1 protein-coding gene is annotated in these 803 nt (G+C 49.3%); it reads left to right on the top strand.

Going from position 1 to position 803, the window contains the following annotated elements; translation table 11 throughout:
- On the top strand, positions 1-803 hold an 803-nt coding region (locus tag O3Q51_18385; GenBank protein MCZ4410791.1), incomplete at both ends, for a hypothetical protein.

Raw genomic sequence — 803 nt, 5'->3', positions numbered from 1 at the left:
GAAGCGCCTGTAAAAGATCCTAACTGCGAAGAACCACCGATGACATTCTTTACTTCAGACGGAGCGGACTGCCCTGCTGATGCAATCATTGATGTAGAGGTAGGAGATATAATAGATAACACGGGTCTGTTCACGATAGCGGGACTGGACTTGGGAACGATGAACATGCAGCTTGCTCCATGTTTCACTGACAACTGTACGGATGATCTGACTTACGTAGTAAGAAACGTTGACAATGGCGATCCTTCAGAGACATGTTCTAAGACAATAGTTGTAGAGATTGAAGCCGTTGATGACTGTGGCAATGTATCGGTAGATGCATTGGTTTGCACCTTCATCATCGTTGACGACGTAGCACCTGAGTTGGAGATGCCTGTTGTAACAGAAGGCGACATCACGTGTGATGACATCAGTGTAGAGGACGTGACGGCCTTTGCTAACGGAACGTTGACTCCTGAAGAGGAGGCAGCCTTCTTGGATGCCGCCGCGGCCTTGTTTGTAAGCAACGGTTTGATTCCAACAGGAACGACAGATGACTGCAACGACAGTGACTATGAAGAGATCTCGATTGATGTAACGTTGGGCGATGACTGTGACATAGCGACATTGATCTGCACGTTTGTAGCAGTAGATGTTTGTGGCAACACATCGGAGCCTGCGTCAACGAGTCTGAACCTGATCGACGATACGGCGCCTGTCATCACCTGCCCTGCAGATGTAGAAGTTGACTGCACGGCAGACAACAGTCCTGCATCAACAGGTATGGCGACAGCTACGGATGACTGCGGTCAGGAAGTAGCGGT

The sequence above is a fragment of the Cryomorphaceae bacterium 1068 genome, assembly GCA_027214385.1.
In the GTDB taxonomy this organism is placed as follows: Bacteria; Bacteroidota; Bacteroidia; order Flavobacteriales_D; family Cryomorphaceae; genus JAKVAV01.
Note: the sequence above shows the minus strand (reverse complement) of the source record. Positions and strands in the feature narration are given on the sequence as shown.